The organism is Pseudomonas poae RE*1-1-14 (assembly GCF_000336465.1).
Lineage (GTDB): Bacteria > Pseudomonadota > Gammaproteobacteria > Pseudomonadales > Pseudomonadaceae > Aquipseudomonas > Aquipseudomonas poae.
In genome coordinates this window covers 4,733,007-4,747,185 of record NC_020209.1, presented here as the reverse complement: position 1 = coordinate 4,747,185, position 14,179 = coordinate 4,733,007, and the positions used below count along the sequence as shown (strand labels likewise).

The window sequence follows — 14,179 nt, the reverse complement described above, 5'->3', positions numbered from 1 at the left end:
AAACTGATGGCATTTATGTTGTCGCTGCCCCTAGATTGGCCCAATTGCCGACGCAAGACTGCCCCATCTCCAAACCTGCAAAAATCCAGCACAGACAATGATTTACGAGAAGTCAGGCTAGGGCGGTGAAATCTCGGCAAATGAGTCACCTCGGCATCGGCACCGACAACTTTGATCCAACCGTAAAGAAGCGAGAGAGTGAGCGTAGCCGTCAGCTATCCGCGGAGCAGCGCCCTGATTGACTGCGACAGTTTTTCAGACTTTGCTTAAACCCTGAAAACACCACACCCCCAATGTGGGAGCGAGCAAGCCCGCTCCCACATTTTGATCTTCGTTTGAGTTGGAGACGGTGAGGTCAGGTCCACCAATACCGCACCAAATGAAAGAAAATAGGTGCGGCAAAGCATACCGAGTCCAGCCGATCCAGCATCCCGCCATGCCCTTCGATCATGTGCCCCCAGTCCTTCACGCCCCGGTCGCGCTTGATCGCCGACATCACAATTCCGCCGGCGAACCCCAGCAGGTTGATCAGCAGCGCAATCAGGAACGACTGCCACGGGTTGAACGGTGTGGTCCACCACAGTGCCGCGCCGATCAGCGAAGACAGCAGGATCCCGCCAACAAAACCTTCCACGGTTTTCGAGGGTGAGAGGTTCGGCGCGATCTTGTGTTTGCCGAACAATTTCCCACAGACGTACTGAAGCACATCCGACAGCTGCACCACGATCACCAGGTAGGCGATCAAGAGCAGGTTGCGACCTTCGTAGCCGGGGATATCCAGCGTCAGCAGAGCGGGCACGAAGGATACGCAGAACACTGCGATCATCAGCCCCCATTGCACTTTCGATGCGCGCTCCAGAAAGTGCGTGCTGTCACCGCCCAGGGAGGCGAGTATCGGCAGCAGCAGGAAGACGTACACCGGAATGAAGATCGAGAACAGCCCGTACCAGTCGGAATAGATCAGTACGTATTGCAGCGGCAGTGCCAGGTAGAACGCGGCCACCAGCGCCGGGTAGTCGCTGCGCCGTGTTGGGGTGAGGGTGAGAAATTCGCGCAGGGCGTAGAACGACACCGCATAGAACAGCAGGATCACGGCGGCGGTGCCGAGCCAGAAGGCGATGCCGATCACGACCACCATCACCCACCACGCATTGATGCGTGCGTTGAGGTTTTCCACGACCGCATTCGGGGTGCCACGGGTGCGCAGCTTGAGGATCAGGCCGATCAGCGAGGCCAGCACCAGGATCGCGCCGATCCCACCGAATAACATCAGGGTTTGGCTATCCATGTCAGACATGCTCCGGGGCAAGGGCGAGCAGGGCGTCGCGGGTCCGCGCAAGAAACAGCGCCTTGTCTTCGCCGTCTTCCAGCTGCAGCGGGGCGCCGAAGCTGGTAGTGCACAGCAGGGGCAGCGGCAGTACGCGGCCCTTGGGCATGACCCGATTGAGGTTGGCGATCCACACCGGAATCAATTCGGCCTGTGGGTAACTTTTCGCCAGGTGATACAGGCCGCTCTTGAAGGGCAGCAGGCCGTCCTCAAGATTGCGCGTACCTTCCGGAAAGATGATCAGCGAGTCGCCACCTTGCAGCGCCGCGAGCATCGGCGCCAAAGGATTATCCACAGGGTCCTTGCGCTCGCGGTCGATCAGCACACCGTTGAACACGCGGTTGATGATGTAGCGGCGCAGCGCACTTTTGCTCCAGTAATCGCTGCCGGCCACCGGGCGCGTGAATTTGCGCAGGTTTTGCGGCAGCGAGGCCCACAGCAGCACAAAGTCGCCGTGGCTGCTGTGGTTGGCGAAGTAGATGCGCTGCACCGGCACGGGCGCGCAACCCAGCCACAGGCTGCGGGCGCCAGTGACGGTGCGGGCCATCGATGTAATCAGCGTGGCGACCACGGGTTCGAACATGGGAATTCCTTATCCGGCGAAAGGCAGCCAGGGGCTGGCGAGGATGACGCCCAGGGTCAGCAGCGCTTGCGCGCCCAGCAGCCAGGCTTGTTTGCGCAGCAGTTTGAGCGCGCCTCGGCGGCGTTCGATCCAGGGCCGTCCGGCGCGCTTCGCCGATTGCAGGCCAAGGGCTTGCAGGGCCTGGTCGAGGTCGGCCGTGCGCCCGGTATCCCGCGCCAGCAGGGCGAACAAGTCGGCGTCGAAGGCCACACGCAGTGCCCAGTATTTTTGCAGCAATCCGAAGATAACCATCCACAGGCTGAGCAGCAGGCAGATCGGCGAGATGCTCGCCATCAGCACTTGTGCCAGACCAAACAGAACGCCGAGTAGCGTCAGGCCTGTGGATAACTGATCCAGTGAGCGACCACGTCGCAGCAGGCTGGCGACGACCTGCAGTTCTATATCAGCGGGCAAGGGGCAAACCCTCCAAAGCGTGTCGGTGAGCGGGGTGCAGGACCACATCGGCCCGTGCTGTACGAATAATAGCCAGCGCCTGATCTACCGTGGCGGCGCGCCCGCTGTGCAGCAGCCAGGCGGCGACGGCCGTAGCGCTGCGCGAATAGCCCAGCGCACAACACACCAGCAAGGGGCCGCTGGCGCGCAAGCGTTCGATGGCTTCGGCGGCGTGCCGGCACTCGGCGGGTGTGGGGGCGATCAGGTCCAATACGGGTAGGCATTGATAAGCGCGCCCCTGTGGATTAATCGGCAACTCCGCACACAGATCAACCACTGCGCTGAACGAAGCTTGCTCAGCGGACGTGGGAATTCGCCCCAGCCAAACGTTATCCACAATCAGATCAGCCTGTGGATGCCTGCGCGTCCACAGCCGTGAATTGATCCACGCACCGGCCAGATACGGCGCATACAGCCAGCGTGCGGCGGGAGTTAACCGGCCATCCGCGCGCTTCTGAAAACCCTGCGCCCCAAGCACGCCGTAATTCAACGCGACCAATGCCAGCGACAACGCCGGCCACGCCAGCCACAGCCACCAGCCGCCCAACACGAGCGCCAGGCTGAACAGCACCAGCGCCCCCACGGCATAACGCACACCCAACCACCAACGCGCGGGATCGCGCGCCAGTCGCCCATTCAGCAGGGGACTCGGATGTTCCACAGGCCACAGCCATACACACAGCCATCCTGCGAGGACGCCTGTGGGTAAGTCGATAAAGTGATGTTGATAAGTGGTCAGCACCGACAGACCGATCAACCCGAACCAGCCATGCACCAGCCAACGCCATAGGCCCTGGGTGTGACGCTGGAACATGAGCCACAGAATCACCAGCAGCGCGATGTGCAGGGAGGGCGCCTGGTTGAACGGTTTGTCGAACCCGGCCAGCACCGCGAACAGCCAGCCAAACACGCCATCCAGCGCGGGCCGTTCGAAGGTAAACCGCAGTGGCCAGATCAGAAAGCAGCTCACGGCGATCACCTGTGTAGTCAGCAGGCGCAGCGCGTGTTGCTTGAGTTCATGGCGGGTGTTGGGCAGCAGCAGCGAGAACCCGTAAAGCAGGTCGATGGACCAATAGGGCACGATGGTCCAGGCCCAGAACGGTATATGGCTTTCCCAGCCGAACACCAGCGTGCCCACGTCGCTGCGCTGGGCGGTGACCCAGGTGGCGAAGCCGTAAGTGCTGAAGAACAACGGTGCCAACAGCAGCAGCCATAACAGCGCGGGCCTGAATAAACCGGGTTCGCGCATGTTCAGCGCTTCTGCGCCAGGGACACGGTGAAAATGCCCCATTCATCCACACGCTGGGTGATTTTGCGGAAGCCTGCCGCTGCCACCAGTTGATCCATCTCCGCCTGGCTGCGACGGCGCATCACCCAGGCCTGGCCCTGGCGATGGCTGGTGAGCGCGCGAGCGATCAGTTCCAGTTGCGGGTGCCACGGTTGGCCGGTGTACACCAGGTAACCACCGGGTTCCACCGCCTCGGCCAGGCCGGCCAGCGAACCACTTACCATGCCGTTGTCGGCGAACAATTCATACAGCCCGGACACCACCGCCAGCGTGGGTTTGGGCGCAAGCGCTGCCAGGTCGGCCCGGTCGAACGCATCGCCTTTGACGAACTGCGCGATATCCCCCAGGCCTTTCTCGCGGATCAGCGTGCCACCGTCGCGCACGTTGATGTCGCTGTAGTCGCGCAGCAGGATCGATTCCGGCAGCGGCGACACGCCCTGCAAGGCTTCGAGAATGTACCGGCCATGGCCGGCGGCGATGTCGACGATGCGCACTTCGCGCTGCTCATTGCGCAAGCTGGCCATGGCCAGGCGCAGTAATTCCTCGACGTTTACTTTGCGCTGGCGAATGCCGCGCCAGCCGATGGAGTTGAGGTAGTTGGTGTCGATCATCCGTCCCAGTCCGCCCTTGCCCGTGGGCATGTTGCGGTAGACATAGTCCAGCGTGCTGCCGGAGTCGAAACCGGTGTCGAAGCCCAGCTTCACTCCGGCTGACAGGCGTTGGCCCAGGCCCATGCTGGCGCGGGTCATGCGCCAATAGAGGTCGCGCAGGGAATTGCGCGGCAGCGGCGCGGCCAGGGATTCGGATTCGGCGCAGGTGGCGCCCAGCTTGTCGGCGCCCAGCAGTGAGGCGCGGTCCAGCGGGTGGCTGAAGTTGTGCAGGATAAACCGCCTGGCGCTGTTCACTGCCACCGCGCGATCACGCTCGCCGAGTGTGTCGTGAAAGAAGCCGGGGAGTATATGCAGCTCTTTTTTCAGGCTGCCCAGGCGGTCGAAGAACTGCTGCTGGGGCTTGCGGTGCACCACGAAGTCGGAGCCGGAGACCAGCAGTTGGGTCGGCACCTGGATTGCCTGGGCATCGGCGACCACGCGGTCGGCCGCTTCGTACAGGCCCAGCAGCACGTTCACCGAAATGGCCTTGGTGATCAGCGGGTCGCTGTCGTAGGACGCCACGCGCTCGGGGTCATGGCTGAGAAACCGGGCCTTGACGTAACTGTTGACGAAAAAGTTGCCGCGAAACCGGCGCATCAAGGCCAGGCCCGGGCGGGCGAAGGGCACGTACAGCTTGACCTTGAACGCCGGGGAGGCCAGCACCAGGGCGCGGATGTCGGGGGCGTAATCATGCACCCAGGTGGCCGCAATCACCGCGCCGACGCTTTGGGCAATCACCGCAAGGTTCTGCGCCTCGATGCCAAACGTGGCTTCGATATGCTCGCAAAAGGTCTGCACGTCGCGGGCGCTGGTGGCGAAGCTTGGGCTGTCACCGCGCGCGCCAGGCGACTGGCCGTGGCCACGGGCGTCCCAGGCGAAGAAGTCGAAACCGGGCAGGTCGAGTTCATCCACCAAATGGGCGATACGCCCGGAATGTTCATGGTCGCGATGGAACAGCAGGATCGCCTTGCGCAGCTCGCCATCCGTTGCAGCGGTGGCCGGCCAGTGCCGATAGAAAAGCTCGACGCCATCATGGGTACGGAATGTCTGTGCCTGCTGTTCGCGCATCGCAAAAATCCTTATGCAATCGGTGAAGTGGCGGAGTGTTCCTTGAGGCCCTGGCGTACCCGGTTGACCAGGGTATAGGCGAGCAGGGCGGCGACCAGCCACATCACCGCGCTCACCCCGGCAGCGCCGAGCCAGCCCAGTGCCACGCCGGTGGCCAGCACGCCGAGGACGAGGGCGCGATCGCTTTTGCCCATCGGCCCGTCATAGCGCCGCGAGGAGCCGATCATCGGCCCCAGCACCCCTGCGTATTCGCTGAACACAGCGAGCAGGGTCACCAGCAATACCGGCGCCAGGCTCACCTCGGGGATCAGTGCAAACGGCAGGATCAGCGCGCTGTCGGCGATCACGTCACACAGTTCATTGAGGTAGGCACCCAGTCGCGATTGCTGGCCGAATTCGCGGGCGAGCATGCCGTCGATGGCGTTGAGGGCCATGCGCACGATCATCCACAGCGGGATCAGCGCAAACAGCCACAGGTGTTGGGCGAACCCGGCGATCAGCAGGCCCACCAGCAGGGAAACCACTCCGGCCAGCACGGTGATCTGGTTGGCGGTGGTGCCATTGTCGTAGAGGCGCTGCACCAATGGGCGCAGCAGGTTCTGAAAGCGTGGCTTGAGCTGATAGATCGAAATCATGGGGGATGACGCTTCCTTGTCCGTGAGCCCTTGAAAAGCTGTGCTGGAGTGTGCCGATTATTTGTAGCCCCTACCAGTGATGTCGCCTGTTTATAGGGGTTTAGTGCAATCTCAAGCTCCCTCCCAAAGTGATTATCGGTGTTTAGCGAACAAAAATTTCACGCCCCGTGTTATATCGTAACGAACTGTGTGCTATCGGGCGTTGAGTGGATGCAAGTGGATCTGGACGTTGACGGCGCGCGGGCTGAGAGCCTGCCGCGTTTTCAACAAGGGTTGTTCCATGCCCGTCGATTGAGGCAGGCCGGTATCAGCCTCACCGCCCTGGGTGTCAGTGGTTGGGTGTTGGCGTTGTTTGTCGCATTGTTTGCGCCCCTGTCGATCTGGCCGGTGGTGTTGATCAATTGCGCCTCGGCCTTGCTGCTGCTGGTAGCCGGCTTGCAGTCGGCGTGGTGGGTGGCCGACTGGCGCGCCCAGGCGCTGGAAGCACCGCCGGTTGACGTGCCGGTTGAAGAGACGGGCCGGTACGCGCGCCTGATGGAGCGCTTTATCGCCCAGATCGGCACACCGATCCTGTGGCTGTGCGGTTGGGCGTTGTTGGCGCTGATCAGCATCGTCGAGTTCTGGAACCTGACCCTGCCTGCGGCAGCTATCGGCCAGTCAGCCAGCATCGGTGCTGCGCTGGGGCTGGCCCTGGCGTTTGGCTTGCTGGTGTTCGAACGTCGCCTGGCCCAGGAAAGCGCCGCGCAATGGCCTGAAGCCTCATCCCTGGCACAGTTGTGCCGTGTGGCCATCGGTTGTTTGCTGGTGAGCTCGATCTGCCTGCTGTTCGCCAACGCCGAGTCGGTGTGGCCGTTGCGCCTGGCCGTGCTGATGGGCGTGTTGCCCGCGCTGGTGGCACTGGAGTTTTTGATAAGAGGCGTGCTGTCGCTGTTCAGCCCGCGCCAGCCGCGCCTCGAACCTCGCCTGATGGCGCAGAGTTTCATCGCCGACCTGCTGCGCTGGCCGCCCCAGCCCTTGCTCGCCTTGCAGCACGAACTGCACAACCGCTATGGCATCGACCTGCGGCAGATCTGGGCCTTTACCTACATGCGCCGGGCGTTTCTGCCGGTGATGCTGGTGGTGTTGGCCGTAGGCTGGGCGCTGACCGGCGTGCATGAAGTGCCCCTGCAAGGCCGTGGGATTTATGAGCGCTTCGGCAAGCCGGTGCAGGTGTTCGGCCCGGGTCTGCATACCGGGCTGCCCTGGCCGTTGGGCCGTGTCATCAAGGTGGAAAACGGCGTGGTGCATGAGCTGGCCACCAGCGTCAGCCAGAGCGCAACACTCGAGCCCGCTGCGGCTGAAGGCCCACCGCCCACGATAGCCAACCGCCTGTGGGACGCCAGCCATGTGAATGACAAATCCCAGGTCATCGCCAGCAGCAGCGGCGACAAACAGGGTTTCCAGATCGTCAACATGGACGTGCGTTTCGTCTACCGCATCGGCCTTGGCGATCAGGCCGCGCTGGCCGCCACCTACAACAGCGCCGACGTACCGACCCTGATCCGCAGCACCGCCAGCCGCATCCTGGTGCACGACTTCGCCTCGCGCACCCTCGACGAATTGCTCGGCGAACAACGCACGCGCCTGGCCGACGAGATCGGCCGCAGCGTGCAGGCCGACCTGCACAAGCTCGACAGCGGCGTGGAGATTCTGGCCACGGTGGTGGAAGCCATCCACCCGCCGGCCGGTGCAGCCAATGCCTATCACGGCGTGCAGGCCGCGCAGATCGGTGCCCAGGCCCTGATTGCCCGCGAGCGCGGTGCCGCCAGCGAGCAAACCAATCAGGCCTTGCTGCAAGCCAGCACCGCCCATGATCAGGCCGTGGCCAGCGCCCGCGAAGTGAATGCCGGCGCCCAGGCCGCACACCTGCGCTTTGACGCCGAACAAAAAGCCTACGCCAGCGCTGGCCGGGCGTTCGTGCTGGAGCAGTACCTGGGCCAACTCAGCCAGGGCCTGGCCCACGCCAACCTGCTGATTCTGGATCACCGCCTGGGCGCCGACAGCGCACCGACGATTGATCTGCGTTCTTTTACCTTGCCGGCCGATCCAGTGGCGCCGCGTAAAGCCGTTCAATAAGGAGTCTGTCTGTTGGGCGCTCATTCTCACGATCATCATCACGGCCATCACCACCATCACCATCATGGCGATGAGCAGGCGGCGGGCCCGTTCCCGTGGCGGCGCATGGCCTGGGCCGCGCTGCTGGTGCTGTTTGCCGTGGCAGCGGCGAGCCTGGTGCAGGTGCGCTCCGGTGAAGCCACGGTGATTACCCGTTTCGGCAATCCGTCGCGGGTGCTGCTCGAACCCGGCCTGGGCTGGCGCTGGCCGGCGCCGTTCGAGGCGGCGATTCCGGTGGACCTGCGCTTGCGCACAACCTCCAGCGGCCTGCAGGACGTGGGCACCCGCGATGGCCTGCGCATCATCGTGCAGGCCTACGTGGCCTGGCAGGTGCAGGGCGATGCCGATAACGTGCAGCGCTTCATGCGCGCGGTGCAGAACCAGCCCGATGAAGCGGCGCGGCAGATTCGCACCTTCGTCGGTTCGGCGCTGGAAACCACAGCGGCCAGTTTTGACCTGTCCAGTCTGATCAACACCGACGCCGGTCAGGTGCGCATCGCCGAATTCGAGGCGCAGTTGCGCCAGCAGATCGATCAACAATTGCTCACCACCTATGGCGTGCGCGTGGCGCAAGTCGGCATCGAGCGGCTGACGTTGCCCTCGGTGACCCTCACCGCCACCGTCGACCGCATGCGTGCCGAGCGCGAAACCATCGCCACCGAGCGCACTGCGGTGGGCAAGCGCGAGGCTGCGCAGATTCGCTCGGCGGCCGAGCGCGACGCGCGCATCATGCAGGCCGATGCCACGGTGAAAGCCGCTGACATCGAAGCGCAATCGCGGGTCGAAGCTGCGCAGATCTACGGGCGCGCCTACGCCGGCAATCCCCAGCTGTACAACCTGTTGCGCTCGCTGGATACCCTGGGCACGGTGGTGACGCCGGGCACCAAAATCATCCTGCGCACCGACGCGGCGCCTTTTCGCGCGCTGGTCGATGGGCCCCGGGACGTCCAGCCATGATCGAGCGTGACGGCCCGGACGGTCCGTGGATCCAGGCCGGGCGCCTGACCTTCCTCGCGCTGTACGCGGTGACCGTGTTGGCGGCATTGGCCTGGGCATTTTCCAATGTGCGCCAGATCGACCCGCAGAACCGCGCCGTGGTGCTGCACTTTGGCGCCCTGGACCGCATTCAGAACGCCGGTCTGCTGCTGGCGTGGCCGCAACCTTTCGAGCAAGTGGTGTTGTTGCCGGCGGCCGACCGCGTGATCGAGCGCCGGGTGGACAACCTGCTGCGCTCGGATGCGGCGCTGCAGGCCGACCGCGTGGCCAGCTTCGCCACGCCACTGAGTGACGCCCTGGCCGGTTCCGGCTATCTGCTGACCGGCGATGCCGGCGTGGTGCAGCTGGATGTACGAGTGTTCTACAAGGTCAGCGAACCCTATGCATTCGTGTTGCAGGGCGATCATGTGCTGCCCGCGCTGGATCGGCTGGTGACGCGCAGCGCCGTGGCCCTGACCGCCGCGCGAGACCTGGACACCATCCTGGTGGCGCGCCCGGAACTGATGGGCAGCGATAACGGCGCCGCCGAACGCCGCGAACGGCTGCGCGGCGACCTGGTGCAAGGCATCAACAAGCGCCTGGCCGAGTTGGCCGCCAGCGGCCTGGGCTTGGGCATCGAAGTGACCCGTGTCGATGTGCAGTCCAGTCTGCCGGGCCCGGCGGTCAACGCCTTCAATGCCGTGCTCACCGCCAGTCAGCAAGCCGACAAGGCCGTGGCCAATGCGCGCACCGAAGCGGAGAAACTGACCCAGGCCGCCAACCAGCAGGCCGACCGCGTGGTGCAGGTGGCCCATGCCCAGGCCAGCGAACGACTGGCCAGCGCCCAGGCGCAAACGGCCACGGTCGCAAGCCTCGCCCAGGTCAAAGACCCTGGACTGCTGCTGCGCCTGTACCGCGAACGCTTGCCGAAGATCCTCGGCCAGGCCGGTTCTGTGACCACGGTCGACCCCAAGGACGACTCCCGTTTGATCATTCAGGGCGCCGAACGATGAGCGATTCCATGCTGACATCCGCCGAGCAGCGCAGCGCCGCCCGACAATTGACCCTGGCGATGCTGGCCCTGGGCTTGTTGGTATTGGGCCTGGTCTGGCGCTGGCGGGCCCCCGACCAGAACGGTGTCAGCCAATTGCTGCTGGGCGTGGCTTCGCTGCTGGTGGCCGTGCCGGTGATGCGTTCGGCCTGGTACAGCCTGCGCTTCCCCAGCCTGCACGGCATCACCGACCAATTGATTGCCCTGGCGATGCTCGGCGCCTGGGCCACGGGCGATCTGCTGACCGCCGCGCTGCTGCCGATCATCATGATTTTCGGACATGTGCTGGAAGAGCGCAGCGTGATCGGCTCCCAAGAGGCGATTCATGCCCTGGGCAAGCTCACCCGCAGCCAGGCGCGCCGGGTGCAGGCCGATGGCAGCATCGTGCAAGTGGATAACGGCACGCTCAATACCGGCGATATCGTCGAAGTGCGCGCCGGCGACCGCGTGCCCGCCGATGGCGTGGTGTTGTCGGGCCAGGCGAGCCTGGACACGGCGCCGATCACCGGCGAGTCGGTGCCTCTGGAGGCGTCGGTCGGGGTGCAGGTGTTCGGCGGCGCGATCAACCTCGACGGCCTGCTGCGCCTGGAGGTTACGCGCACCGGCGATGAGTCGACCCTGGGCAAAGTCATCGCCCTGATGCAGAACGCCGAGCGCGCCAAGCCGCCGATCACCCGGTTGCTGGAGCGTTATGCCGGCAGTTATATGGTGCTGGTGCTGTTGCTGGCGGCGGTGACCTGGTTTGTGACCAACGACGCCCAGGCGATGCTCGCGGTGCTGGTAGCGGCGTGCCCGTGCGCCCTGGTGCTGTCGGCGCCGGCCACGGCGATTGCCGGCATTGCGGTGGCGGCGCGCCATGGCATTCTGATTCGCAGCTCAGCGTTTCTGGAAGAATTGGCCGATCTCACCTCATTGGTGGTCGACAAGACCGGCACGCTGACCTTCGGCACTCTGCGCTTGCAGTCCATCGAAGGCGCCTCCACGGACCGCGCGGCGGTACTCAACCTGGCGGCCAGTCTCGGTTCGGCCAGCAGTCACCCGGTCAGCCGTGCGTTGGCGGGGCTGGGCACGCAGCTGCCGGCGCTGAGCGATATTCGCGAGCGTCAGGGCCTCGGCGTGGTAGCGCAGACCGGGGAGGGCGAAGCGGCGCTGGGGCGCCCGGAATTGTTCGAGCAGTTGGGCATCATGACCACGGCAGTTCCACGTCACGACGGCCCGATTGCCGGGCTGGCGCTGAACGGACGATTCCTGGCCTGGCTGCTGCTGGCCGACAGCGTCAAGCCGGAAGCGCACCAGGCCCTGCAGGAACTGCGCGAGCTGGGCCTGGGCCGGCAATTGCTGCTCACCGGCGACCGCAAGAGCGTGGCCGACAGCCTCGCGGCGCAGGTGGGCATCAGCGATGTGCAAGCCCAGGCCTTGCCGGAAGACAAGCTCAACCGTGTGCTGGGCGAAATCGGCAGCGGCTTCAGGCCGATGGTGGTGGGCGACGGCATCAACGACTCGCTGGCGCTCAAGGCGGGTGTGGTCGGCGTGGCGATGGGCGCGGGTGGCGCGGATATCGCCCTGGCCTCGGCGGATGTGGTGCTGATCGGCAGCGACCTGCGTCGCCTCTGCACCTGCGTGCGGCTCAGTCGCCAGTGCCGGCGTACGTTGCAGGTCAACGTGATCATCGGTCTGGGGTGGACCCTCGCCATTGTGGTGTTTGCCGCGTTTGGCTGGCTGGGCGCTGCGGGCGCCATGATCGCGGCAGTGCTGCATAACCTCAGCACCTTGCTGGTGCTAGGCAATGCGGGGCGTTTGCTGCGTTTTCAGGAACCGCTGCCCAAGCTCGACGAATAATGTCGGGCTTTTTCTGTTTGTCGCTGTAACGCCGACAGGACGCCTCACTCAAGTGGTGTGTCGAGACTGAGCAATCGGTTCCGACCTTCACCACTGATCATGAGGAATACAACTATGAGCATTAAATCCACCGCGGCCGGTGCCGCCCTCGCGCTGGCCGCCGCCAGCCTGTTTGCCGGCGTCACCACCCAGGTACAAGCCGACGACGCCACTGTGCAATGCTACGGCGTGACCTCCTGCAAGGGCCTGAATGACTGCAAGACCGCCGAGAACGCCTGCAAGGGCCAGGGTGTATGCAAAGGGCACGGTTTCAAGCTCCTCACCCAGGCTGAATGCAACGCGGCCAAAGGTAAGGTCGGCAAGTAATTGAAGTGCAGCCGCAGCGGTGCCCCATCGCTGCGGCCGCTTTGCCCAGGAGCGTTCCATGTCCAGTTCCCCTGTGAGCCTCGGTTACGGCCTGGGCCTGCGCAATGAGTACTACCAGCAGATCCTGGAACAATCGCCGCCCGTGGATTGGTTCGAAGTGATCTCTGAGAATTATCTGGTGCAGGGTGGCAAGGCCCTCTACTACCTGGATGCGATTGCCGAGCGCTATCCCCTGGTGATGCACGGTGTGTCGCTGTCCATCGGCGGGCCCCATGCATTGGATGGGGATTACCTCAAGCACCTCCAGCGACTCGCCGAACGGATCCGGCCGGCCTGGATTTCCGATCATCTGTGCTGGAGTCGCGGCAGTGCGCACCAGTTGCACGACCTCCTGCCGCTGCCCTACACCGAAGAAAGCCTGGACCACGTGGCCGGTCGCGTCCGCCAGGTGCAGGACATACTGCAGCGCCCGCTGGTGCTGGAAAACGTCTCCAGTTACGTGCGCGCCAGGGCCGACACGTTGACCGAGTGGCAATTCCTCAACGCCCTGACCGAGCTCACCGGTTGCCAGTTACTGCTCGATGTGAACAACGTGTATGTGAGTTCGCGCAACCATGGCTTTGACGCCTGGACTTTTATTCGTAACCTGGCCCCCGACAGCATCCGCCAACTGCATCTGGCGGGGCATATGGACTACGGCGACTACGTGGTCGATACCCACGATCACCCGGTGTGCGATCCGGTGTGGGCGCTGTATCAACAGACCCTGGAGCACCTGGGGCCAGTCTCGACCCTGCTGGAGCGCGATGATCATTTTCCACCGTTGCCCGAGTTACTCGCCGAGCTGAGCAAAGCCCGCGAACTGGGTGCCAACGCGCTGGCCAGGAGGCCGCTATGCGCCTGATCGACTGGCAATTGGCCTTTGAAGCGCACCTGACAGCGCCAACGCCGCTGGTGGACAGCCACTTTGCCGCCACGTTGCTGGGCGGGCCAACGCTGGATGTGCACACGGGCCTGGCGATTTATCACAACGCCTACCTCTTACGATTGCAGGATGTGCTGCGCCACGACTTCAGCGCCCTCCGGTATTGGCTGGGCGACGATGAGTTTGCGGCGCTGACGCAGGCCTACGTGCGTCGCTATCCCTCCGATCACTACAGCCTGCGCTGGCTCGGGGAGCGGTTTCCGGCGTTTATCCTTGAGCATTTGGTGGCCGAGCAGAGTGCGCCGCTGGCGGAACTGGCGCGTCTGGAATGGGCCTTTACCCTGGCGTTCGATGCGCCTGCCGGTGAGCCGCTCACGCTTGATGACATGGCGCAACTGCGGCCGCAAGACTGGCCGGATTTGCAGGTGACCCTGGCGCCTACGGTGCAGCAGATACTGTGTCGCTTCAATTCGGTGGCGATCTGGCGCGCCGCCAGGGACGCTTCTGGTCTTGCCGAGAGTCAGGCGTTGAGCCGGGCGCACATTTGCCTGGTGTGGCGTCACGATCAGGTGTGCCGTTACCGCAGCCTTGAGTCCTCCGAGGCCTGCGCGCTGGCGGGTATGGTCGGCGCCGGCTGGAATTTTTCAGAACTGTGCACTGAGTTGGCAGTCACTTATGCAGAGGGCGCGCCACTGCAAGCGGTTACATGGTTGAAACAGTGGGTACAGGACGGAATGCTCGAACGCCGAGCACCGCAGTAGCCCGCTATCCAATCGATAGCCTCCTAAGTTGTCTGCGGATGGTCTACCCTCAATTCGGACTTCTG

Annotated in this window: 13 protein-coding genes; 7 read left to right on the top strand and 6 right to left on the bottom strand. The window is 64.0% G+C overall.

Translation table 11 applies throughout. The features are described from left to right. Positions 1-355 precede the first annotated feature (355 nt). The 6 genes from H045_RS20920 to H045_RS20895 are packed head-to-tail and all read right to left on the bottom strand — an operon-like array spanning position 356 to position 6,043. Positions 356-1,288: a phosphatidate cytidylyltransferase gene (locus H045_RS20920; protein ID WP_003231828.1), complete on the bottom strand. Its 933-nt coding sequence runs from the start codon at positions 1,286-1,288 to the stop codon at positions 356-358. Position 1,289: 1 nt separating this feature from the next. After that, a complete protein-coding gene (locus tag H045_RS20915) occupies positions 1,290-1,910 on the bottom strand; it encodes a lysophospholipid acyltransferase family protein (protein ID WP_003231826.1) in 621 nt (206 codons plus the stop codon). 9 nt (positions 1,911-1,919) lie between these two features. Further along, positions 1,920-2,363 (bottom strand): hypothetical protein, encoded by a 444-nt coding sequence (locus H045_RS20910; protein WP_003231825.1) that lies wholly within the window; start codon positions 2,361-2,363, stop codon positions 1,920-1,922. Further along, a complete protein-coding gene (locus H045_RS20905; RefSeq protein WP_015373360.1) occupies positions 2,353-3,651 on the bottom strand; it encodes a phosphatase PAP2/dual specificity phosphatase family protein in 1,299 nt (432 codons plus the stop codon). The genes H045_RS20910 and H045_RS20905 overlap by 11 nt, the downstream gene beginning before the upstream one ends. Before the next feature lie 2 nt (positions 3,652-3,653). Then, complete coding sequence (locus tag H045_RS20900; RefSeq protein ID WP_015373359.1) at positions 3,654-5,408, bottom strand: bifunctional alpha/beta hydrolase/class I SAM-dependent methyltransferase; 1,755 nt, start codon at positions 5,406-5,408, stop codon at positions 3,654-3,656. Between the two features lie 11 nt (positions 5,409-5,419). Beyond that, the gene (locus H045_RS20895) at positions 5,420-6,043 is read right to left on the bottom strand and encodes a CDP-alcohol phosphatidyltransferase family protein (protein ID WP_015373358.1); all 624 of its coding nucleotides are present in this window, start codon (positions 6,041-6,043) and stop codon (positions 5,420-5,422) included. Positions 6,044-6,253: 210 nt separating this feature from the next. Here H045_RS20895 and hflK (H045_RS20890) point away from each other — a divergent pair, with 210 nt between their 5' ends. The 7 genes from hflK (H045_RS20890) to H045_RS20860 all read left to right on the top strand — a co-directional run bounded on the left by hflK (H045_RS20890) (position 6,254) and on the right by H045_RS20860 (position 14,114). After that, a complete protein-coding gene (gene hflK / locus H045_RS20890) occupies positions 6,254-8,158 on the top strand; it encodes a protease modulator HflK (protein WP_003231818.1) in 1,905 nt (634 codons plus the stop codon). Positions 8,159-8,170: 12 nt separating this feature from the next. Continuing rightward, the gene (gene hflC / locus H045_RS20885) at positions 8,171-9,154 is read left to right on the top strand and encodes a protease modulator HflC (RefSeq protein WP_003231817.1); all 984 of its coding nucleotides are present in this window, start codon (positions 8,171-8,173) and stop codon (positions 9,152-9,154) included. Beyond that, positions 9,151-10,185, top strand: coding sequence for a protease modulator HflK (gene hflK, locus H045_RS20880; RefSeq protein ID WP_003231815.1), 1,035 nt, complete (start codon positions 9,151-9,153; stop codon positions 10,183-10,185). Before hflC ends, hflK (H045_RS20880) begins: the two co-directional genes overlap by 4 nt. After that, a complete protein-coding gene (locus H045_RS20875) occupies positions 10,182-12,062 on the top strand; it encodes a cation-translocating P-type ATPase (RefSeq protein WP_015373357.1) in 1,881 nt (626 codons plus the stop codon). The genes hflK (H045_RS20880) and H045_RS20875 overlap by 4 nt, the downstream gene beginning before the upstream one ends. Positions 12,063-12,176: 114 nt before the next feature. Further along, complete coding sequence (gene bufA2 / locus H045_RS20870; RefSeq protein ID WP_015373356.1) at positions 12,177-12,428, top strand: BufA2 family periplasmic bufferin-type metallophore; 252 nt, start codon at positions 12,177-12,179, stop codon at positions 12,426-12,428. A gap of 58 nt (positions 12,429-12,486) precedes the next feature. Further along, positions 12,487-13,332 carry an MNIO family bufferin maturase gene (gene bufB / locus H045_RS20865; protein ID WP_003231810.1) on the top strand — a complete coding sequence of 282 codons (846 nt, stop codon included), beginning with the start codon at positions 12,487-12,489 and terminating at the stop codon, positions 13,330-13,332. Further along, positions 13,323-14,114 carry an HvfC/BufC N-terminal domain-containing protein gene (locus tag H045_RS20860; RefSeq protein ID WP_015373355.1) on the top strand — a complete coding sequence of 264 codons (792 nt, stop codon included), beginning with the start codon at positions 13,323-13,325 and terminating at the stop codon, positions 14,112-14,114. The genes bufB and H045_RS20860 overlap by 10 nt, the downstream gene beginning before the upstream one ends. The last annotated feature ends 65 nt before the right edge of the window (positions 14,115-14,179 follow it).